16 protein-coding genes are annotated in these 22120 nt (G+C 49.8%); 8 read left to right on the forward strand and 8 right to left on the reverse strand.

Annotated elements, in window-relative coordinates; genetic code table 11:
- Window positions 1-189 precede the first annotated feature (189 nt).
- From BTA51_RS07380 to BTA51_RS07410, 7 genes are all read left to right on the forward strand, one after another.
- A complete protein-coding gene (locus BTA51_RS07380; RefSeq protein ID WP_094706808.1) occupies window positions 190-2043 on the forward strand; it encodes an extracellular solute-binding protein in 1854 nt (617 codons plus the stop codon).
- A gap of 31 nt (window positions 2044-2074) precedes the next feature.
- Window positions 2075-3922, forward strand: coding sequence for an extracellular solute-binding protein (locus BTA51_RS07385; RefSeq protein WP_094706809.1), 1848 nt, complete (start codon window positions 2075-2077; stop codon window positions 3920-3922).
- 21 nt (window positions 3923-3943) lie between these two features.
- Window positions 3944-5029 carry a microcin C ABC transporter permease YejB gene (locus BTA51_RS07390; RefSeq protein ID WP_094706810.1) on the forward strand — a complete coding sequence of 362 codons (1086 nt, stop codon included), beginning with the start codon at window positions 3944-3946 and terminating at the stop codon, window positions 5027-5029.
- A gap of 1 nt (window position 5030) precedes the next feature.
- Entirely contained in the window at window positions 5031-6071 is a 1041-nt protein-coding gene (locus BTA51_RS07395) for an ABC transporter permease (protein WP_094706811.1), read from the forward strand.
- Window positions 6043-7668 carry an ABC transporter ATP-binding protein gene (locus tag BTA51_RS07400; protein ID WP_094706812.1) on the forward strand — a complete coding sequence of 542 codons (1626 nt, stop codon included), beginning with the start codon at window positions 6043-6045 and terminating at the stop codon, window positions 7666-7668. The genes BTA51_RS07395 and BTA51_RS07400 overlap by 29 nt, the downstream gene beginning before the upstream one ends.
- 206 nt (window positions 7669-7874) lie before the next feature.
- A complete protein-coding gene (locus BTA51_RS07405; RefSeq protein ID WP_094706813.1) occupies window positions 7875-8663 on the forward strand; it encodes an enoyl-ACP reductase in 789 nt (262 codons plus the stop codon).
- 180 nt (window positions 8664-8843) lie between these two features.
- On the forward strand, window positions 8844-9923 hold the full coding sequence (locus BTA51_RS07410; protein WP_246840963.1) for an alpha/beta fold hydrolase: 1080 nt from the start codon (window positions 8844-8846) through the stop codon (window positions 9921-9923).
- A gap of 82 nt (window positions 9924-10005) precedes the next feature.
- On the opposite strand, the gene BTA51_RS07415 is transcribed toward BTA51_RS07410, so the two are convergent.
- Both BTA51_RS07415 and BTA51_RS07420 read right to left on the reverse strand, forming a co-directional pair.
- The gene (locus BTA51_RS07415) at window positions 10006-10413 is read right to left on the reverse strand and encodes a PilZ domain-containing protein (protein WP_094706814.1); all 408 of its coding nucleotides are present in this window, start codon (window positions 10411-10413) and stop codon (window positions 10006-10008) included.
- A 4-nt stretch (window positions 10414-10417) separates the two neighbouring features.
- The gene (locus BTA51_RS07420; protein WP_094706815.1) at window positions 10418-12256 is read right to left on the reverse strand and encodes a DUF1631 family protein; all 1839 of its coding nucleotides are present in this window, start codon (window positions 12254-12256) and stop codon (window positions 10418-10420) included.
- 905 nt (window positions 12257-13161) lie between these two features.
- Here BTA51_RS07420 and BTA51_RS07425 point away from each other — a divergent pair.
- Entirely contained in the window at window positions 13162-14232 is a 1071-nt protein-coding gene (locus tag BTA51_RS07425; protein WP_094706816.1) for a 3-deoxy-7-phosphoheptulonate synthase, read from the forward strand.
- A gap of 75 nt (window positions 14233-14307) precedes the next feature.
- Here the strand turns inward: BTA51_RS07425 and cysG are convergent, their stop codons facing one another.
- The 6 genes from cysG to BTA51_RS07455 form a co-directional block, all read right to left on the reverse strand.
- The gene (gene cysG / locus BTA51_RS07430) at window positions 14308-15723 is read right to left on the reverse strand and encodes a siroheme synthase CysG (protein ID WP_094706817.1); all 1416 of its coding nucleotides are present in this window, start codon (window positions 15721-15723) and stop codon (window positions 14308-14310) included.
- A gap of 13 nt (window positions 15724-15736) precedes the next feature.
- Window positions 15737-17020 carry a serine--tRNA ligase gene (gene serS, locus BTA51_RS07435; protein ID WP_094706818.1) on the reverse strand — a complete coding sequence of 428 codons (1284 nt, stop codon included), beginning with the start codon at window positions 17018-17020 and terminating at the stop codon, window positions 15737-15739.
- A gap of 72 nt (window positions 17021-17092) precedes the next feature.
- Window positions 17093-17482, reverse strand: coding sequence for a fluoride efflux transporter CrcB (gene crcB / locus BTA51_RS07440; RefSeq protein ID WP_094706819.1), 390 nt, complete (start codon window positions 17480-17482; stop codon window positions 17093-17095).
- 107 nt (window positions 17483-17589) lie between these two features.
- Window positions 17590-18933 (reverse strand): replication-associated recombination protein A, encoded by a 1344-nt coding sequence (locus BTA51_RS07445; RefSeq protein WP_371333176.1) that lies wholly within the window; start codon window positions 18931-18933, stop codon window positions 17590-17592.
- A gap of 4 nt (window positions 18934-18937) precedes the next feature.
- The gene (gene lolA / locus BTA51_RS07450; protein WP_094706820.1) at window positions 18938-19564 is read right to left on the reverse strand and encodes an outer membrane lipoprotein chaperone LolA; all 627 of its coding nucleotides are present in this window, start codon (window positions 19562-19564) and stop codon (window positions 18938-18940) included.
- A gap of 3 nt (window positions 19565-19567) precedes the next feature.
- Window positions 19568-22081, reverse strand: coding sequence for a DNA translocase FtsK (locus BTA51_RS07455; RefSeq protein ID WP_094706821.1), 2514 nt, complete (start codon window positions 22079-22081; stop codon window positions 19568-19570).
- Window positions 22082-22120: the final 39 nt, after the last annotated feature.

The raw sequence follows: 22120 nt of genomic DNA on the forward strand, positions 1-22120 counted from the left end.
TTTATGTTTATCAGGGATAACCTATGCTCAAGTGTAGACCCCAGTTAGAGCGAACTGAAGCATACTTTGTAAAAAAGTGTCTTTCTATTGAGTTTAAATAGCTTCATTTATCTAGCTGAAATTGCTAGGTTATTTAGGGATTGAATCAGGCAGGTAAAATTTTGATGATATTTGAGTTCAGAGCACACAATGAAGGTGTATAACCCCCATCGTACATTGCCCCGGGCTCTATCGATTCTCTGTTTAATATTTATTTCGGCACTCTCGGGTGCCGCACAAACCGTGGCCACTTCCCATGGTTTTTCATTGTGGGGTGACCTTAAGTACCCAGCGGATTTTCAACACCTGGAATACGTCAATCCAAATGCTCCCAAAGGCGGCTCGATCAAGCTGCTGGGATTCGGTACTTTCGATTCATTGAATCCGTACACGCTAAAAGGCACCAGCCCATTTAATACGCCCGGATTTTATCTGTACGGTATCAACGAACTTAACGAGACACTGTTAACCGGCTCTGGTGAGCGCTCTCCTTCCGGTGACGAAATCGAAACCGCCTACGGCCTGATCGCTGAGTCGGTGTCCTATCCGGAAGATCTTTCCTGGGCGGTATTCGCACTCAGGCCGGAAGCACAATTTCACGACAAACACCCCATAGAAGCCTCAGATGTGGTGTTCTCCTACAACACACTACTTGCTAAAGGCCACCCCAGGTTCAAACAGCTTCTGGAAGGCATTGAATCTGTAGAAGCCCTTGAAAGCAAAAAGGTCAAAGTACGGTTCAAACGTCCGAACTCCCGGAAGGACCTGCTACGATTCGGTGAAATGCCGATACTGCCCGAGCACTACTGGAAGACGAAAGACTTTGAGCGCACTACCCTGGAGCCGCCACTACTGAGCGGCCCCTATAAAATCGCGTCTGTCGAGCCCGGACAGAATATTGTTTACCAGAGGGTAAACGACTATTGGGGCAAGGACCTTCCCATAAACCAGGGGCGCTACAACTTCGACAAGGTCACCGTAGAATTCTACCGGGACCAGACTGTGGCATTTGAAGCCTTTAAAGCAGGCAATCTGGATATTTTTCTGGAATATTCCTCAAAGAACTGGGCAACCGGCTATGACTTCCCCGCTGTAGATGAAGGAAAAGTGGTGAAGGTGGAAATTCCCCACAAAATACCCGCCGGTGTCCAGGGGTTATTCTTCAACACCCGAAGGCCACCGCTGGATAACGTGGATTTCCGACATGCCCTGGCAGTGCTGTTCGATTTTCAATGGGCCAACAAGAACCTCTTCTACGACGCCTATACAAGGACAGAAAGCTATTTTCCAAACTCCGACTATCAGGCCAGAGGCGTTCCGGATGGCAAAGAACTGAAGCTATTAGAGCCTTTTCGCAAAATACTACCACCAGAACTTTTCAGCCTGAATCCCCCCACATTCGACACGGATGGTTCAGGCAACATTCGCCCACAGCTCAAACAGGCTTTTCAATTATTCAAGCAAGCCGGCTTTGAATTGAAAAATGGAAGAATGGTCGATACCTCCAGTTCCCAGCCGGTTGAACTGGAAATTATCTATATCCAGAAGGGGCTTGAAAGAGTGTTTCTCCCCTATGTCCAAAACCTGAAAAAAGCCGGTTTGGAAGTCAGTATCCGACTATTGGACAGCGCTCAGTTCAAAACCCGTCTGGATACTTACGATTTTGATATCACGACTTTTGTGCTGCCTCAGAGTTTCGTTCCCGCGCAGGAACTCAAAGAATACTTCCATTCGTCCTCAGCAGGTATGGCGGGCGGCCGTAACTATGCCGGAATCTCCCATCCGGCTATCGACAGTCTGGTCGAAAAAGCCATACAGGCCGGCTCTCAAAATGAACTGACCGTAACGCTGAGAGCACTTGATCGAGTTTTACTTTGGCAGCACTATATAGTGCCGAACTGGCATTTAGGCAGCTTCAGAGCCGCCTATTGGAAGCCGCTGCAAAAACCCGGAAACCAGCCGAACTATACTTTAGGGTTCGAGAACTGGTGGCTGGAAAAATAATACAGCATCCACAACAACATTAAGGTTGATCATGTCTTTAGACATCAGAACTGCCGCTTTCGGGCACAAGAAGATTTTCTCCGCCATTATCTCAACATTCATCCTGCTTTGGGCCTCCCTATCCAGTCCTGTCAATGCCGAAGAAACCAAGGTTTCTGTCAGCCATGGATTTGCCATGCATGGAGACCCCAAGTATCCGGCGGACTTCACTCATTTTGACTACGCCAATCCCAAAGCTCCCAAGGGAGGCACCCTAAGGCTGGGTGTCGTCGGTGACAGTTTTGACAGCTTCAATCCTTTCGTTATCAAAGGCGTTCCGGCGGCTGGTGTTGCAGGATTTATGCATGACACCCTGGCCAAGTCTTCCGGAGATGAAGCTTTCAGCGAATACGGATTGATTGCTGAGAAAATAGAGATACCTGAGGACCGAAGTTGGGTGACCTTTCACCTGAACCCCAAGGCACGATTTCATGACGGTCATCCCATTACGGCAGAAGACGTGATTTTCACGTTTAAAATGCTCACAGAGAATGAACAAAGTCAGCCATTCTACAAAGCCTATTATGCAGACGTAAAAGAAGTGCTCGCGGTTGACGAAAGGACCGTTCGCTTTAACTTTAAATCCAATAAAAATAAAGAACTGGCACTTATTCTCGGCCAGCTGCCGGTACTTCCCAAGCATTACTACGAAAACCACGATTTCGCAGCGGCTGACCTGAGCGTTCCTCTCGGCAGCGGCCCCTACAAACTAAAATCCTTTGAACCGGGCCGCTCAATCACTTATGAAAGAGTCAAAGACTATTGGGCAGCTGACCTCCCGGTTAACAATGGCTTTTACAATTTCGACGAGATCACCTACGAGTACTACAAGGATCATACAATTGCCCTTGAAGCATTCAAGGCCGGCGAGTTCGATGTGAGAATTGAAAATACTGCCAAGAATTGGGCAACAGCCTACACCGGCCCACAGTTTGATAAGGGCAACATTGTTAAAGAACAGCTGCCTGAAAGCACTCCATCCGGGATGCAGGCGTTCATTTTCAATATTCGAAAGGATATTTTTAAGGATCCCAAAGTTCGCCAGGCTCTCGGGCTTGCTTTCGATTTCGAATGGACAAATGCCAATCTTTTCTACGGTCAATATGCCCGCACCAACAGCTTTTGGGATAACTCTGAGCTGGCAGCAAAAGGGCTTCCCAAGGGAGAAGAGCTTGAGATTCTGAATCGCTTTAAAGGGAAGATTCCCAACGAAGTATTCACCAAGGAGTATCAGGCACCCACCAACCCCAAACCGGGTAATATTCGCAACAACCTGCGAAAGGCGACTGGACTGCTGAAAGAAGCTGGTTGGGAAATCAATAACGGCAAACTGGTCAATAAAAAATCCGGTAAGCCACTGGCATTCGAAATCACCATATTTGATCAAGGGTTTGAGCGCATCGTTCTACCTTTTGTCCAAAACCTCAAACGCCTCGGCGTTGACGCTTCCCTGAGACGTATCGACACGACACAGTACATTAATCGAATCAGGGATTTTGACTTCGACATGATCGTATACACCATTGGTCAGTCGAACTCTCCTGGCAATGAACAACGGGAATTCTGGCACAGCTCCCGCGCCAACGTTAAGGGGTCACGCAATCTCATAGGAATCGCTGACCCGGTCATTGATGAACTGATTGACCTTGTCATTACCGCCCCCGACCGGGAAAGCCTCGTTGCCCGGACTCACGCTCTCGACCGGGTATTGCTTTGGAATCACTTTGTCATTCCGCAGTGGCATCTGCCCTATGAGCGCATCGCTTACTGGAAAAAACTGGCTCACCCTGAAAAACAGACTAAAGTTGGATCAGACTTGAGTACTTGGTGGATTAAGTAATTTCAGGGCCAGCAGATTCCTATGTGGCAATACATTCTTAGAAGAATATTACTCATATTTCCCACGTTGCTGGGCATATTGTTACTCAACTTCATTATTGTTCAGGCCGCCCCCGGCGGCCCTGTTGAACAGACTCTGGCCAAGCTGGAAGGCTTGGGCTCTGAAGTGGAAAATCGCGTTGCGGGAAGCGGCAGCGAAGTACAAAGCCAGTCAGGTGGCGATTCAAATTACCGCGGAGCCCAGGGCCTGCCGCCGGAGCTGATAGAGCAGATCAAGAAACTCTACGGTTTTGATAAGCCAGCGCACGAACGCTTTTTTCTCATGCTGAAAAACTATGCCACTTTTGATTTTGGGGACAGTTTTTTCAGGGACAGATCCGTTCTTGATCTGATCATCGATAAAATGCCCGTCTCCATATCCCTTGGGCTCTGGTCTACTTTGATTATCTATCTGATCTCCATTCCCATGGGGATTCGAAAGGCGGTCAAGGATGGCTCAAGATTCGATATCTGGACCAGTGCCGCCATCATTGTCGGCTACGCCATACCCGGTTTTCTCTTTGCTATTTTACTCATCGTATTGTTTGCCGGCGGCTCTTACTGGGACTTTTTCCCACTCAGAGGGCTGACATCGAGTAACTTCGATGAACTGAGCATTTTTGGAAAGGTTACCGATTACTTCTGGCACCTGGCATTACCGATAACAGCGAATGTTATCGGCGGTTTTGCGACGCTTACGATGTTGACCAAAAATTCCTTTATGGATGAAATCAATAAGCAGTACGTGATTACCGCCAGGGCCAAGGGGCTCGAAGAAAGGAAGATCCTGTATGGCCACGTGTTTCGCAATGCCATGCTGATCGTTATTGCCGGAATGCCTTCTGCTTTGGTATCCCTGTTCTTTACCGGCTCTCTGTTGATTGAAGTAATCTTCTCCCTCGACGGTCTTGGCCTGCTTGGATTTGAGTCCACAATCAACCGCGACTATCCGGTGATGTTCGGCACTCTCTTTATATTTACGCTGATGGGACTTCTGCTCAAACTCGTCAGTGACCTCACCTATGTGTGGGTTGATCCACGCATTGACTTTGAAAGCCGGGAGGGTTGAATTGAAAATCTTCAGTCCCTCCTCCTGGAATTCCATCAATCAGCGTCGATGGCAAAATTTCCGCCGCAATAAACGCGGATTCTATTCTCTGTGGATATTCCTGGTTCTTTTCACTCTGAGTCTTGGCGCGGAGTTCCTCTGCAACAGCAAGCCTCTGCTGGTGGCATATTCAGGAAGTCTTTATATGCCCGTATTCAAGACCTACCCTGAAACCACGTTTGGGGGAGATTTTGAAACGGAAGCGGACTATAGAGACCCTTTCGTTAAAGATCTGATCAATGAGAAAGGCTGGATTTTATGGCCGCTAATTCGCTACGACTACCAGACAATCAACTATGATCTATCTCAGCCGGCCCCTGCACCACCGTCTCAAGACAACCTTCTCGGTACTGATGATCAGGGTCGTGATGTGATAGCCCGTTTGATTTATGGATTCCGTATCTCGGTGCTCTTTGGATTGGTGCTCACTCTCTTCAGTTCAGTGATCGGCGTTCTTGCGGGCGCAATCCAAGGGTATTACGGCGGCAAAATCGACCTGTTTGGCCAGAGATTTCTTGAAATTTGGTCAGGTCTTCCGGTTCTTTATCTTCTATTAATCCTCTCCAGTTTCGTCGAGCCGAATTTTTGGTGGCTGATCGGAATCATGCTTCTGTTCAGCTGGATGGCGTTGGTTGATGTAGTCAGGGCTGAGTTCCTGAGAGCCAGGAATTTCGAATATGTGCGGGCAGCCAGAGCCCTTGGACTAAGAAACAGCGCCATCATGTTTAAGCACATGCTTCCCAATGCCATGGTCGCAACATTAACCTTTATGCCATTTATCCTGACGGGAGGCATCACCACCCTGACCTCTCTGGACTTTCTCGGTTTCGGCCTTCCCCCGGGTTCAGCTTCCCTGGGCGAGATGATTTCCCAAGGTAAATCGAATTTACACGCGCCCTGGTTAGGGATTTCCGCCTTTGTGGTTCTGGCGGTCATGCTCACACTACTGGTATTTATCGGAGAAGCCGTCCGCGATGCCTTCGACCCAAGAAAGCAACACTAATCCTATGTCTGAGCTATTAAGCATCAACAATCTCAGCGTTCACTTCCACCAGGGCAGCCGCACCTCCATTGCAGTGGACCAGGTCTCTTTTTCCATTGGCAAAGGGGAAATGATGGCTCTGGTGGGGGAAAGCGGTTCCGGTAAATCAGTAACAGCCATGTCTATATTGCGCCTGTTACCTTACCCGGCAGCCTCACACCCGAATGGCAGTATTCTGCTGGAAGGCAAGAATCTGTTTGATCTGGATGAAAGGGAACTCAGACGAATCCGCGGAGATGATATCGGGGTCATTTTCCAGGAACCCATGACCTCTCTGAACCCTCTGCATACGGTTGAAAAGCAGATCGGCGAAACACTGTTACTGCATAAGGGACTCACCGGATCAGCCGCCAGACGCAGAATTATAGAGCTGCTTGATCTCGTTGGCATTCCTGACCCGGAAACCCGGCTCGCAAGCTATCCCCATCAGTTGTCCGGAGGCCAGAAACAAAGAGTCATGATCGCCATGGCTCTGGCTAACGATCCAAAGCTACTCATTGCCGATGAACCGACAACCGCGCTGGATGTCACGGTACAAAAGCAGATACTGGAGCTGATCCGTGACCTTCAATCCAAACTCGAAATGTCCGTTCTGTTGATTACCCACGATCTGGGAATTGTTCGCCATTATGCGAATAAAGTGGCCGTGATGAAGGATGGCCATATTGTTGAGCAAGGATCACGTGAATCCGTCTTTACTTCACCCCAGCACGACTACACCAGGATGCTGTTGGATGCTGAGCCGTCCGGCTCTCCCGATCCGGTAGATGCTTCTGCCCCAGTCCTACTAAAGGCTCATGGCGTCAATATTTCCTTTCCTTTAAAAAAGAATTTCTGGGGCAGGACCATCAAGTCACTACAGGCAACCCGAGATATCGACCTTCAGCTGAAAGAAGGAGAAACTCTGGGAATCGTCGGAGAAAGCGGTAGCGGGAAAACCACATTAGGCCTCGGTCTGTTGAAGTTGCTTCCCGCTAAGGGCGAATGGTCATTCGAGGGTACTGCACTTGAAAAACTCGACCAGAAAGCCTTCAATCCCTTTCGCAACAATATGCAGATTGTGTTTCAGGATCCTTATGGAAGCCTGAGCCCAAGGATGTCAATTGCACAGATTGTAGAAGAAGGTCTACTGGTTCATGCACCGGATTTGAGTGAAGATGAGCGCATGAAAAAGGTCGTGGAGGCGTTGCAGGACGTAGAGATCGACCCGGAAGTTATGGATCGTTACCCACACGAATTCTCCGGGGGACAGCGTCAGAGAATTGCCATCGCCCGAGCGCTGGTTCTGAAGCCAAAGCTCATCATATTGGACGAGCCGACTTCAGCACTGGACAGATCCGTGCAGAAACAGGTTATCGGATTACTGCGCCGGTTACAGCAAAAGTACAAACTGGCTTATATCTTTATCAGTCATGACCTGGCCGTGGTAAAAGCACTGAGCCATAGAATTTTGGTGATGAAGTCAGGATGCGTGGTAGAGGAAGGTCAGACGGGTGAAATATTTGCCAATCCGGCACAGGAGTACACCCGTAAACTGCTGGATGCCGCCTTTTCGTAATACGTGTTTTTTAACACCTAGTTATTTTTAACACCTAGCTATTTGTAGTGCATAGTTATTCGTAAAGCATGTTTATTTATAAAGACATGGGAATAGTAGTAATACAGAGCAATAACAGAACGGTTATATTCGGCTCACGCCTTTTGATACCTCAAGGCCAAGCGAATATTATGACAATTAAACAGTGAAACAGACGGACAACGATTATGGGATTACTGTCAGGTAAAAAAGCGCTAATTGTCGGCGTTGCCAGCAAACTATCTATCGCCAAAGGCATTGCAGATGCCTTCCATCGCGAAGGAGCAGAAATTGCTCTGACCTATCAGAATGACAAACTCAAAGGCCGGGTCGAAGACTTTGCTGCTGAGTACGACTCAAAACTCACCTTCCCATGTGATGTTGCCAACGATGAAGAAATCACCAACCTGTTTACCGAGATCGGCAAACACTGGGATGGCATTGATATCCTGGTTCACTCGGTAGGTTTTGCTCCAGGAAACGAACTCGACGGCAACTATGTGGATGTCACCACCCGGGAAGGGTTCCGTATCGCTCACGACATCAGCTCCTACAGCTTTGTTGCGCTGGCGAAGGGAGCACGCGATCTTATGCGTGGCCGTAACGGTTCATTGCTGACCCTGACATATCTGGGTGCAGAACGTGCCATCCCCAACTACAACGTCATGGGTCTGGCCAAGGCCAGTCTTGAGGCCAACACCCGCTACATGGCCAGCAGCCTTGGCCCCGAAGGCACCCGCGTCAATGCCATTTCTGCAGGACCTATCCGCACCCTGGCGGCATCCGGCATCAAGGATTTCCGCAAGATGCTGGCAGAGAATGCCAAACAGACCCCTCTGCGTCGCAATGTCACTATCGATGAAGTTGGCAACGCCGCAATGTTTCTGTGCTCCGATCTCGCCAGCGGTATCAGCGGCGAAATTCTCTACGTCGACGGCGGCTTCAACACCACCGCCATGGCCTGGGAAGCGGAATAAGCAGCAACAGCTCTTAAAACCTGATCTTAAAAAGGGAAGCTTCAGCTTCCCTTTTTTGTATCTGCGGTGAATGTCACCCTGACCCGTAGTAGAATTTCAGCACCACGTCACTGTAATGAAAGATTTTTCTCATTAATGTAACGGATTGTGAACATCTACCGGACATAACGACAACATCACATGACTCGATCCTCACTATTCAGTCTCCTGATCGCTTTGTTGATACTGACAACCAGCGGTTGCAGTTCCATGAAGCCGGCAATGAAGGCCAGCCCTACCCTCGCAAACGCCATGGGCATGGCGGATATTCCACTGAAAGACCTGAAGAAAAAGTATACCGATCAGAATTCCAGGTTCGTTGAGGTGAACGGTCTGGAAATACATTACCGGGATATTGGCGAAGGTCCGGCTATCGTGTTGATGCACGGAGTGATGTCCTCTCTACAAACCTGGGATGGTTGGACAGAAGAACTCACCAAGAATTTTCGGGTCATTTCCCTCGATATGCCCGGATTCGGGTTAACCGGTGGCCCGGAAGACATTGATGAGTTCAATGAGGATTACGTTTTCAACACCTTTGCGAAATTCATAGAGAATGTCGAGCTTGAGCGCTTCTCCATGGCAGGCAATTCGTTCGGAGGCTATATTGCAGCTCGCTATGCTGCTCAATACCCTGAAAGAGTGGAAAAATTGATTCTGATCGACCCAGCCGGTTATCCCCACGAACAGCCCTGGGTATTCAAGCTCGCTACCACGCCCGTAATCAGTACGCTTTCAAAGTTTATCCAACCCCCCTTTCTGATCACAAAGAATGTGATGGAGATATACGGCGATAAGTCCCGTCTTAGCCAAGACAACCTGTATCGCTATGTCCACATGGCCCAGAGGCCTGGCGCCAAGGCAATCTATGTAAAGACAATGCAGATGGAATCCGAGGCATCGAGCGTGGACCGTCCGCTGCCCTTTGCCAGCATAGACGCCCCGACATTGCTGATGTGGGGAGAGGAAGATCACTGGATTCCCATCGCTCTGGCAGATCGCTGGAAAGCAGACGTGAGAAATCTGCAGTTCATCAGCTATCCGGGAGTCGGCCATGTGCCGATGGAAGAGATTCCTTATCAAACCGTTCAGGATGCCATTGTATTCCTGGCGGATGTTCAGCAGGCACCAACCAAGTCATCGCCATCCATAGACGAACTTGAATCCATCCTGCAGGGAGATGATCTTTCTTCAGACTTTGCCCCGATGGAAGGACTTTAAGGCCAGAGGATTAAATTACAAAATAACCCAGCCGGTGGGATATAACGTAGATATCCCACCTCTTGATGAAACGGGTCATGAACTAACAACGCACATGGTCGTCAGCATCATCACCCAACATGGCTGAGACAGCCAGCTTCCACTCAACAATTGAAGTGTCATCGGATTCAACAAGCGCCAATCCAACGAGATATCCTACAGACCCCGGAAGGCGTTTCTGCCACCGTACCTCGGCAACAAGATCGTAGCGATCACCGGTTTTCTCGCGAATAATACCGAGCTCGATGAAAGCCCCCACCCTCATGGGCTGAGTGACCCTGACCTGAATTCCGTTGGCGGACACATCCACTGTTTCCGATGCCTTGATGACTGGCCCAAGATCACCATTTTCCACAGCCCCTGATGACTTGATTTCAACATAGATCACTTCATTATGAGGGAGCCGAGGCTCCGTTCTCAGATTATCGTCCAGAGGATTCTTGTTGTGCATAATCTTACCTCTTCGCAATCCCGATACGCCCTACAGCCCTTGAAAGCCTTTCTTCAAGATCCGCATCAGCTCCAAGCAATTTGAATTTGCCAGCCAAGATCAGCTCCTTGGCTTCATCCCGCTGAAGTTCAGCGAGTTTCATTCCGAACTCATCGACGAATACCAATCGACCTGTCGCATTGAAACGAACGCCCAATTTGGCCCGAACCTCTTTTCCATCTTTTTCAAAATGAGCCCAGCCACCGATCCTCAGACTATCGATAGCGTCCACCGCATCATGCTCGGCCTGCAGACGCCTGCGTTCCTCTTCCTCGATAGCCTGCTGACGCATACGCTCTTCTATTTCCGCTCGTTCAGCATCCTTCTTCCTCTGGGCTTCTTCTCGGGCTGCCATGATGGCTTTTGCTTCTGCCTCAGCTTTCGCCTTTGCCGCAGCCCGGATACTACGCTCTTCCTCGAGCTTCATCTGCAGCGCTTTCCGGTGAGCAACGTCCGTTGCCACAATTTCCAGGGCAACCTCTGAGCATATTTCCTGTAGTCTTGTTGACTGCGTCAACTCACCTTTTTTCCCCGAGCGCCACTCAGCGTAAAACTCCTTGGCAGGCTCCAAAGCGACTTTCCGGCCGCTAAAATCGCTCCATAAAATTGCCTGCTGCCGTGGCAGTATATGTACCAGCCGGCACATTCGATCAAATTTACGGAACCACTTACCCTGAAGTTCCTGCAATTCATTAACAATGTCAGAGACACTGCTTTGATCAACATCGATGAATTCACACTCCAGGGCATTGAACTCTTCTCTGGCTACTTCCTGTTGTTTAATGATCTGTAACACTACATTTTGCAGAACAACCAATTGCCGTTCCTGCTCATCGGGATTCTTGTCGAGACTGTGCAAATGATTTTGCAGCTCATCCACCAACTGCCCGGCGTAGTCATACAAACGCTGCATCTGCCCAGCGCTGTGTTGGCCTTTATAGGTAAACACAATACGGTCAGTCAGTTTGAACATTAACTGGAACTCGCGGCTTTCCTCACCTTTAGAGAGAATGATCAGTCGCATGGAATCCAGCCAGACGGTCGACAGGAACTGGCTGATATCCGGTGGCAACGTTTTCCCGGCAGCAAACTTATTAATCGTCTGAATCGCCAATTGCTGGGCATACCAGACATTGTCCAGGCCGAGCTCCGACTGTATCAGGCGATCTTCCATCATTTTTCGCCGTTTCTGCTCCTTCTCCCACTCGCCGAACAGAGCATTACGTGCCAGTTCCTGTTCCTCCCTGATCAAACAATGATCTGCATCCAGCAGCCTCGTCAGAACATTCAGGGATTTCATAACAAATGTTGGAGGTTGCCCTTTTTCCTCTTCCCACCCCAGGAAAAGGTCCTCAACCAGGCCCAGAATCTCGTTGACCGGATGCTTCGGATCCAACACGAATTCAGGCTGGTCCAGTAGCAATGCCGCCAGAATGTATCTTCTGCGCATCAGGGACTTTCGTACAAACGGATCCAGGGGGCTCTGGGCCTGCCACTGCTCAGTGGCTCTGTTCATAAATACCAGACAATTGATGATGGACCTGTCGAGACCTCCCATATCGAGGTTCAACTGCTTGATAACATCTCTCAGTTGATGTTTTTTATCGCGACTGATATCCGCCAGTCTGGTCGCCACAACATGACGATCCTCATCGCTTTCAATCAGCATGGTACCTGCCACACGAAAGATGTTTTCGGTTTCAGGCAGATTCACCCTCAAAAGCGCGCCAGCCAGTTGCTCTACACCGACTGAACTGGAGTCGGAAGTTACGTGGTCCTTTTCTGGAATCACTGCAAAATTCATCCTGAAGAATTCTATTTAAGTTTTGGTCAGACAGAATCATTATAGATCAACATCATGGATGATAAATGTCGTGACCTCGGTCAGGTACAGTATGCAGAGACATTTAACCATGTTTAATACTTGATTTAATACGTGGACTGAATCATCAGGTTTAAGACTTAGCTGTGCTCAACACCATACAGTGTTCAACTATTGCTCCCCAGAATACTTAATACAGCGTGATGTTTTTTACACAAGGATGTTTTTTACACAGGAATGTCTTTTGCACAAGAAAGTGCTTTTTAAAAAACCAATGGTTATTGGCAGCGGTTTGTTATGAAGATTCGGTATCACCGGCATGCTGTAACATTGCTATGCTAATACGTGGGTCCATAACAATGACAAGGAGGACTCAGCATGTACGACTTGACCAGAGAACGCCGCAAATTTGACCGCCGCCTGTCACCTGTGACCCGGCCAGCACCGTCAGAAAAACCCGAAGCAGTGGTAAACCGGCGACGTACAGATCGGCGTACGGATACGCGGCCTTTATCATCCTTTCCGCATCTTCCATTTTGCGATATGTAATTACCGCCGGCTACTCATCAGGCATATTCGTGATCCCGGATATGCCTGATTTAGCCACCCAAAAACGAAGCCATACTATTTTTTTGTTGAATCAGCAGTTTCTTTGCTGAACCAGCAGTGAGTATTATTGACATATTATTTAAACATACCGCAATGCTCTGTTTTGGAACAATATTTCCTTTACCGGAACAATCTCCACCCCGGGATCACAATGTAAATGTCATTGTGTGACATCTCTCCTTGATCTTGATTGCATTTACCCCTTGAATAGCGCAGTATAACGGCCCAATCGAGCCAGATTGCACCATCCAGAACGCTATAAAAAACACGGAATCATTATGTCAGTACACCAGATCGATAACGTTAATGTCGCCAGTCAGGACATTCTCATTACCCCTGATCGCCTTAAAGAAGATATCCCTCTGTCTGAAGCAGCAGAACAAACCGTCTACAAGGGGCGGCAGACTATCCGTGACATTCTTGACCGGAAAGACCATCGCCTGTTTGTGGTTATAGGCCCTTGCTCAATTCATGACATAGAAGCAGCGAAAGACTATGCCAAGCGACTGAAAGCGCTGGCGGATGAACTGGACGATACCCTATACCTGGTGATGCGGGTATATTTTGAAAAGCCCCGCACCACCATTGGCTGGAAAGGCCTCATTAACGACCCCAACATTGACGACACTTTTGATCTTGAGAAAGGATTGCATGTTGGTCGTCAGCTGCTGGTTGACCTCGCTGAAATGGGACTGCCAACGGCTACTGAAGCACTGGACCCTATCTCCCCTCAGTACCTCCAGGACACAATTGCCTGGTCAGCTATCGGGGCACGCACCACAGAATCCCAGACTCACCGTGAGATGAGCAGTGGACTGTCCATGCCGATCGGTTTCAAAAACGGTACTGACGGCAGCCTGACAGTCGCCGTGAATGCCATGAAGTCAGTGTCTTACCCTCACTCGTTCCTGGGAATTAACCCACAGGGACAGGTGTCCATCATTCGTACCAAAGGAAATGCTTACGGGCATGTTGTATTGCGTGGCGGAGATGGTAAGCCGAACTACGATACCGTCAGTGTGGCTCACTGCGAACAGGACCTCAAGAAGGCCGGCCTTCGCGAAGCCATTATGGTGGACTGCAGTCACGCAAACTCCAGTAAGGACCCCGCTAACCAGCCGCTGGTCATGATGGACGTGGCACACCAGATAGTTGAAGGTAACAACTCCATCGTTGGCCTGATGGTTGAGAGCAATATTCATTGGGGCAATCAACCGATCCCGGAAGATCTTTCTCAACTGAAGTATGGCGTATCCATTACAGACGCCTGTATCGATTGGGAGACAACTGAAAAGAGTCTTCGGGAAATGTACGCTAAGCTGAAGGATGCATTGCCCAAGCGCAAATAATCCCTCATAAACGCAAACAGTCTCCAATAAAAAAGACGGGCTATACCCGTCTTTTTTTGTCCTTCTGACTGTAAATCAGGCCATCCAGTCCAGCTTTTCCCTGAGTTTGACCACTTCGCCAATGATGATGATTGTCGGCCCGTGAACCTGTGACTGTCCGACCTTTTCAGCGATATCAGCAAGCGTCCCCGTCAACACCTCCTGATCAGGCAGTGTTCCCCTGGAAACAAGGGCCACCGGCATATCAGGGCGCATACCATGCGCCATAAGCTGCTGCGCAATAACCGGTAAGCCAAGGAGGCCCATATAAAACACCAGAGTCTGGTGCTCGTGGACGAATTCCGCCCAAGGCAAATCACAAGTATTGTTCTTGAGATGCCCGGTAACGAAGCGAACTGACTGGGAGCAATCCCTGTGAGTAAGAGGTATACCCGAATAGGATGCGCAGCCTGCGGCAGCTGTAATCCCTGGAACAACCTGAAACGGAATACCCGCATCTGCCAACCGATCGATTTCCTCTCCACCTCGACCAAAGATAAAGGGATCACCGCCTTTCAGCCGGAGGACTCTGTTGCCCTCTTTGGCAAGATCGACCAACAACTGATTAATCTCACCTTGCGGCAGAGTATGGTTGGAACGCGCCTTGCCCACATCAATGCGTTTTGCGTCGCGGCGAACCAGATCCAGAATTTGCGGAGAAACCAAACGGTCATAAAGAACCACATCCGCCTGCCGCATCAGCCGCAGCGCGCGGAAGGTCAGCAGGTCCGGATCACCCGGCCCGGCACCCACCAGATATACTTCGCCTTTGGAATCAAAATCAGCATCCTCCAGGGATTCCTGGAAAAGCTCTTCTGCTTTATCCATTCTTCCGGCATACACCAAATCGGCAATTGTTCCTTCGAGGGTTTGCTCCCAGAACTTACGACGCTGATTGATATGCTTGAATTTGTCCCGGACAATTTCCCGATATTTTCCTGCAAGTTCAGCCAGGCGTCCGACACCATGCGGAATCGTCGACTCCAACCGGTTACGAAGCAATCGGGTCAATACCGGTGCGTCCCCACTGCTGCTGACAGCAACAAGCACCGGATGACGGTTGATGATGGAGGGGAAAATGAAGCTGCTTAAGGCAGGGTTTTCCACCACATTTACAGGGATATGCCGCTGCTGGCAGGACTTGGCAATATCCGCATTCAAAGCCGCCTTTTCAGATGCAGCCACCACCAATGCCACGCCCTGCAACATTGATTCATCATACGATTTGCCGACCAGGGTGACTGCTTCATTCTCTGCCAGCTCTCTATCCACCAGCTCGCGGCCCGCAACCGATTCCTCACCAGCCACCAGCTGAATCCGGGCTCCTGCCCGTAGCAGTAATTCAATCTTCCTGGCCGCTTGCTCCCCTTCTCCCACCACCAGGCAGGGCTTGTTCCTCAGATCAAGGACAACAGGAAGGAAGTCCCATTGCCCGGAAGATTGTTTTTCCATCAATATGAGCCCTCTAGCTTTGCGGCTCAAGCAGTTCAAGCCCGCCCATGTATGGCCGGAGAACTACGGGAATTTCTATGCTGCCGTCTTCGCGCTGATAGTTTTCCATAACCGCCAGCAGTGCTCGTCCAACAGCCAAACCAGAGCCATTCAGGGTATGCACAAGCTCTGGCTTACCTGTGGCAGGGTTACGCCAGCGGGCTTGCATACGACGAGCCTGGAAATCCCGACAGTTGGAGCAGGAAGAAATTTCACGGTATTTCTGCTGTCCCGGCAACCAAACCTCGATATCGTAGGTCTTCGCCGCAGAGAATCCTAAATCACCTCCACAGAGCGCCACGACCCGGTATGGCAGCTCCAGCTTTTGCAGTATTTTTTCAGCATTAGCCGTCAATTCTTCCAATGCGGCGGCGGAGGTGCTGGGGTCAACGACATGAACCAGTTCAACCTTTTCGAACTGATGCTGGCGAATCATCCCGCGGACGTCTCGCCCATAGCTCCCGGCTTCACTACGGAAACATGGAGTATGGCTGGCATATTTGAGCGGTAGCTCTTTACCTTCCAGGATAGTGTCCCGTGCCAGATTGGTCACTGGAACTTCCGCTGTGGGAATCAGGTAGAAATTATGCTCACCGGGAATCTTAAACAGATCTTCTTCGAACTTTGGCAGCTGTCCTGTGCCTTGTAGAGCTTCAGCATGCACCAGATATGGCACCATGACTTCCTGATACCCGTTCTCTTGGGTGTGGGTATCCAGCATGAACTGAGCCAATGCACGATGCAGCCTTGCAAGTCCGCTGTGCATGGCAACAAACCGGGAGCCACTGATTTTTGCCGCGCGGTTAAAATCAAGCAGACCAAGCCCTTCACCAAGATCCACATGATCTTTGGGTTCAAATGAAAACGCTTTGGGCTCTCCCCATACCCGAACCTCGACATTCTCGTCTTCGGTTTTTCCTTCAGGTACGTCGGCGTCAGGAATATTGGGAATTCCAAGCATCAGAGATTCCATCTCTGCCTGAACTTCATTCAATTCCTGCTTAGCTTCATCCAGGCTCTCCCCAATAGAAGCCATTTCATCCAACAGAGGCTGAATGTCTTCGCCGGCAGCCTTCAGCTTTCCGATATTCTTTGACTTGCTATTACGTTCACTCTGAAGTTCTTCCGTACGCATTTGAATCGATTTACGTCGATCTTCCAGACTCTGGAATGCTGAAATATCCAACTCGAAGTATTTAACCTTCAATTGCTGGGCGATGGCCTCAGGATCGGCACGAAGAAGTTTTGGGTCAAGCATGAATAATTCCGATTTTTATATAAACAGAGTGTGAAAATTCCTTGCAAACGCCTGGAACGGTCGTCTACAGCATCACTGAATAAGCATCCTGGTCAAGGTAACGGCAAGCCCCGATGCCAAAACGCATAGTATAACGCTCATTAAAACATAGGCCATAGCTGAGAATACATGGCCGCTGTGAAACAGACTGAATACTTCCAGAGAAAATGTGGAAAATGTGGTGAATGCTCCTAGAAACCCCACCATGATCAGTGATCGCAGCTCTGCATGTCCCTGCAGCTTTTCCAGGACAATAACAAAGGCAGCCCCTAGAAGAAACGAACCTATCAGATTCACCAACAGCGTTCCCCAGGGAAACCTGTTACCGAAGTAATTCGTTGCCAATGCCACGACCAAGTAACGCCCGATAGCCCCTACTGCGCCTCCAGCACCAACAATTAACAAATGCAAAACATTATTCACAGTGATTTAATGTCCTGTTCTCTTTTGAACCTGTTTTCTAATAAGCCTACTTCAAGGAAGTAAAAAAATGTTCTACCTGCTTCCTCGCCTGCTGCTCATTTGTCACTCTATTTCTGCTTTTTTGTTGCCTCTATATCCAGGTTTTTGAGGCGCTGAAGCTTCTCACCAATTTTCAGTTCAAGGCCTCTGGGGACAGGCTCGTAAAGGGTAACAGGCTGAAGCTGTTCTGGAAAATAATTTTCCCCCGCAGCATAGGCATCCGGCTCATCATGGGCATAACGGTATTCGTGACCGTACCCCAGTTCTTTCATCAAACCTGTCGGCGCATTTCGCAAGTGCAGGGGTACGGGGTAATCCGGTGTATTTTTCACCAGATCCCTCACCTGATTAAAAGCTTTATAGACAGCATTACTTTTGGGGGCAGCTGCCAGATAAGCGATTGCCTGAGCGATAGCCAGCTCCCCTTCGGGGCTTCCCAGGCGCTCCTGAACATCCCATGCCGCCAAGGCCAGCGGCAGCCCTCTTGGATCCGCATTGCCGATATCTTCACTGGCCATACGCACTACCCGGCGGGCGATGTACAAGGGATCGCAGCCTCCATCCAGCATTCTTGCAAACCAGTACAGGGAGGCATCTGGATTCGATCCCCGCACCGATTTATGTAGAGCTGATATCTGGTCATAGAATACGTCGCCGCCCTTATCAAAGCGCTTTAGCGACATTTGAGTGACTTCCGCCAGCATGGCTTCATTCAACTCACCTTTGTTGTCAGACACCTCTGCCAGATCCGACATGGTTTCGATCAGGTTAAGCGCTTGACGGGCGTCGCCGTCAGCCACCATCGCCACTTTGTGCAGAAGGTCATCGGCCACCTGCCATTCGACATGCCCAAGCCCCCTCTCAGCATCGGTGAGAGCTTTACGCAATAAACCAACCAAGTCGTCCTGGGAGAGAGACTTCAACAAATACACCCTGGCCCGTGACAGCAGTGCATTATTCAATTCAAAGGAAGGGTTTTCTGTGGTCGCCCCGACGAAGACGAAATCGCCATCTTCAACATAGGGTAAAAATGCGTCCTGCTGGGCCTTGTTAAAACGATGAACCTCGTCCACGAATACAATGGTCCGCATACCTGCCTGACGATGCTTTTTCGCCAACTCACCAAATTCGCGGATGTCTTTTACGCCATGCAGTACCGCCGACATGGTCAGAAATTCGGCACCCGTTGTCGCAGCGATCAGTTTGGCAAGGGAGGTTTTTCCGACCCCGGGAGGCCCCCACAGGATCATAGAGTGAATGCTATCCTTCTCCAGCGCCTTCCTCAACGGACGGTCCGGCCCCAATAAGTGCTCCTGGCCGATATACTCGTTAACCGCTCTTGGCCTGAGCCGGGCTGCGAGAGGTGCGTGGCTCTCGCTTTTACCTTCAGCCTCAAACAGATTCAGGTTCAAGGCACTACTCCCGAATGACGTCTACACCGTCGGGTATCTCGAAGTGGAAGGTGTTCTCACTGAACGGTAGATTCATTTCAGAATCGCTGAAGTACAACGTCGTAACCTGCCCGAGAGAATCCTTCAGTTCCATGGTGGTCAGTACGCCATGGTTAAACCCTAACTGCAGGGTATCGAATAAAGAGTCGACTCCCTTTGGCGTCAGCTGAAAAATGGAGGTTTCCGCATTGCCGGTCTCTCGACTGACCACATTGTATTCTCTGTCAATCGTAGAAACCTCTCCGCTCAGCAACAGTGCAGGAGTATTTGACAGCTGCTGGGACAGCGTTTGAACGGTGACCTGCTCCAGATCCGGATCATATAGCCAAACCATTTCGCCATCCGTCACAATGGTCTGCTCCAGAGGAGGCTGAGTGTGCCAGAAAAACAGCCCCGGACGTTGCGCCTTGAGCACTCCTGTTACCTGCTGGAGTGTCTGCCCTGAAGCTGAAACCAATGTCTGCTCAAACGATGCTGAAAAGGTTTCAATTGGCTTCAATAATTTTGTCAGTTCCTCTGAGGCTGTAGATGCCTGAGCAACCTGACTGAAAAAACCGGCACACAATGCCAGTACAAAAAACAGATTTCGCATAAATTAATCCCTGGGTGGAGGTGGGGCCAGGACTTCCCGTGACCCATTATGCCCTGCGGCAGATACCACTCCGGCTGCCTCCATAGCCTCTACCAGGTTGGCAGCACGGTTATAACCAATTTTAAGTCGTCGTTGCACCGCAGATATGGAAGCACGACGCGATTCAGTAACGAAAGCAACCGCCTGATCAAAGAGTTCGTCTTTCTCAGTGCCGTTATTGTTTTCGCCACCTCCGCCACCATCCATGCTGGCAACATATTCGCTGTCCGTGACCCCTTCCAGAATCTCATCGAGGTAATCAGGCTCACCCCGCTGCTTCCAGTCACTGACCACCGCGTGCACCTCTTCATCCGCCACAAATGCCCCATGGACACGGATAGGCAGACTGGTCCCCGGCGGCATGTAAAGCATGTCACCATGCCCCAGCAGCTGCTCTGCACCACCCTGATCGAGGATGGTACGGGAGTCGATTTTTGACGATACCTGGAACGCAATCCGGGTCGGCACGTTTGCCTTGATCAGACCAGTAATAACATCAACCGACGGTCTCTGTGTTGCCAGGATCAAGTGAATACCTGCGGCACGGGCTTTTTGCGCAATCCGCGCGATCAGCTCTTCCACTTTTTTGCCGACGATCATCATCATATCGGCAAACTCGTCCACTACCACCACAATAAATGGTAATGTATCCAACTCGGACGGAACCTCATCATCCAAGGCATGTTCGGAGGCTTTCCAGAGGGGATCCATAATCGGATCGCCGGCCTCCTGAGCATCCTTCACCTTCTTGTTGTATCCGGCTAAATTCCTGACACCCAGGGCGGCCATCAATCGATAACGGCGCTCCATCTCCCCCACACACCAGCGCAGGGCGTTGGCGGCTTCCTTCATATCCGTCACCACCGGTGTCAACAGATGAGGAATACCATCATAGATGGAAAGCTCCAACATCTTGGGATCAATCATGATCAGCCTGAGTTCTTCCGGTGTCGCCTTGTACAGCATGCTTAGCAGCATGGCGTTCACGCCTACTGATTTACCGGAACCGGTAGTACCCGCCACTAGCAAGTGAGGCATCTTGGCCAGATTCTCCACCACTGGATTACCAGCAATGTCGTTACCCAACCCAAGTGAGAGAGGTGAATGGGAATTATCATATTCGGAAGACGACAAAACTTCCCTGAGCCTGACCATTTCACGGTTCTCATTGGGAATCTCTATCCCTACCACAGATTTTCCTGGAATGACTTCCACCACCCGCACGCTCAGCACCGCCAATGATCGGGCAAGATCCTTCGCCAGGTTACTGATCCGGCTAACTTTTACCCCCGGCGCAGGCTGTATTTCAAAACGAGTAATGACCGGCCCGGGATTAACCTCCACAACCTCTGCAATCACCCCAAAGTCCGCCAGCTTGGTCTCGAGCAACTCCGACAAATTTTCCAGAGCCTCTTTCGAAAAGCCCCCCTTCTTATGGGGATCAGGCGGATCAAGCAACGTCAGAGGAGGCAGAGGACCTTCTTTAAAATTAAACAGTGAAGGCTGCGAGTCTTTCTTGGCCCGTTTACTTTCCCCGGCGTTTTTCTTTTGAAACGGAGAGATCTTGATCTTCTTGCCCGACTCAGATTCCGGCTCCACCGGCACAGAGACCGGCTGATCCAGAACCGGCACCCCGGCATCATCATCGGCACTTTCTCTAGATCTTTCTTTGACGCTTTCTTTTTTACTGAAGCTCAACAGCTTGCGCTTAGGCGAGTCGTCAGCTCTTGTATTGGCAAGCTCCGTATCAACCTGCCCAATTTTGGGCTCCTTGCGCTTCTTCTCTTCTTTCTGCGCAAGCTTTTCTTTCTTTTCTTCAGCCTTTTCCTCTGCACGGCGCTTCATGGACTCAGAGAAGCTACCACTGGTTGACTTCAGCTTATTGGCTGTCAAACCAAACATCACCAGAGTTCTCCCGCCGACCCAATCCATGATTTTCAGCCATGACAAACCTGTGGACAGACTGAAACCGATAAGCAGGAAAGCTACGGCTATCAGCGTGGTCCCTACCATGTTAAACACTGAGACAGACCATTTGGCCACTTCACTGCCAAGAATTCCCCCGGCATGGGGATCTGAGCCCGCCACCGAATACATCGCCAGCAGAGAACAACCCGCGACCATCAGTAAGATCAGCCCCAGAACTCTGAGCCCGGTAATTGGCCAGTTGATAGGGACTTTTTTGTGTCGATGCCGAAATAATTGAATCGTTTTGATTCCAAACAGCAAAGGGAACAAGTAGGAGACGTTGCCGAAGAAATAGCGCAATACATCAGCAATCCAGGCGCCTACTGCGCCGGCATAGTTAACGACCTGGGAATGCCGCCCGGTATTGGTCCAACCGGGATCATTCGGATCATATGATATGAGGGCGATCACAAGATAAGCAGCTAGAGTGACGCACAAAATGAGCAGGCCTTCACGAAGCCCCTGCTCAATATATCGCTTGGTTCTGGTTTGATCTAATTCTGCAGCCATAGGATTTGTAAGGCCTTTTACTCCAAGGCCTGAAAATTA

It is taken from the genome of Hahella sp. CCB-MM4, from assembly GCF_002260525.1.
Lineage (GTDB): Bacteria > Pseudomonadota > Gammaproteobacteria > Pseudomonadales > Oleiphilaceae > Hahella.